This is a genomic window from Streptomyces sp. SID3343, assembly GCF_009865215.1.
GTDB lineage: Bacteria > Actinomycetota > Actinomycetes > Streptomycetales > Streptomycetaceae > Embleya.
In genome coordinates, this window is record NZ_WWJX01001186.1 from 1 (window position 1) to 1,136 (window position 1,136).

Sequence of the window (1,136 nt, forward strand, 5' to 3'; positions counted from 1 at the left end):
CTTCGCCCGCGGGCGAAGCGTGGCCCGGCGCCTCGGGGCCGTTCGTTTGCCCGGACGTGGTCGCCGTTCGCCTTCGCCGCCGCCGGACCGGCGGTCGCGGCGGAGTCTGCCCGAGTCGGCGGCTTGGGTACCGGGGTCCGGTGGTGGCGGATGTCCGCCCGGGTCGGGTGAACCCCCAGGTCGGGGCATCGGTGCAGGTCATCGCGGGTGGCGTAACCTCGCGGTAACACGAGCCGGCTAGCGTGGGGTGTTCCGGCGGGCGTGCTGTCGCCCCCGTTTCGGCACCGGCGAGGAGGGCCCATGAACGATCCGACAACCGGCGCCCCCGAGTCGCCCGGGCCGGTTACCCGCGCCGACCGGGCCCGGCAGATCGCGAACGTGCTGCGCGCGCAGGTGTTGCGTGGGGCGTTCCCCGGCGGTGTGCTGCCCGACGAGCGGGCGCTGATCGCCGAGTTCGGCGCCTCGCGCAACACCGTCCGGGAGGCACTGGGTCTGCTGCGCGACGAGGGGCTCGTCGAGCGCCGTCGCGGCGTGGGCACGGTCGTGCTCGGCCGCGTGTACGAGCACCCGCTCGGCGAGTTGTCCGGCCTCGCCGGCGTGCTGAGCGGGCGCGGTGACGTGGTCAACGAGATCCGTGAATTCCGGACGGTACGGCTGCCCGCGGCGGTCGCCCGTCGCCTGGAACGGACCGAGGGCAGTCCCGGCGTGTACCTGGAACGGCTTCGTCGGGTGGACGGCACGCCGCTGTCGCTCGACTGCACCTATCTCACTCCCGAGGTGGGTGAACCGCTCCTCGCGCTGCCTCGGGAAACACTGGAGAACCACGACGTCTTCGACCTGATCGAGACCGTCGCGGGCAGCGCACTGGGCGCCGCCGAGGTGTCCGTACAAGCGGTGGTCGCCGACCCCGCGACGTGCGCGATCCTGACGATGCCCGCAGGCGGCGCGGTGCTGGCCGTCGACCGCCTCACCCGGCTGGCCGACGGGCGGCCCGTCGACCTGGAATACCTCCACGTGCGCGGCGACCGGCTGACCCTGCACGTCACGCCGGCGCGCCCCGTCGGCGCCGACCCACGCCGCCCCCGGCCGTAGCCCCACCCGGCGGGACGCCCGCCTCACCCTCACACTCCCCACCC

The 1,136-nt window shown here is 74.5% G+C and carries 1 protein-coding gene; it reads left to right on the plus strand.

Features of this window, described 5'->3' with window-relative positions:
- Positions 1 to 300: 300 nt before the first annotated feature.
- Entirely contained in the window at positions 301 to 1,092 is a 792-nt protein-coding gene (locus GT354_RS37350) for a GntR family transcriptional regulator (RefSeq protein WP_161360826.1), read from the plus strand.
- Positions 1,093 to 1,136: the final 44 nt, after the last annotated feature.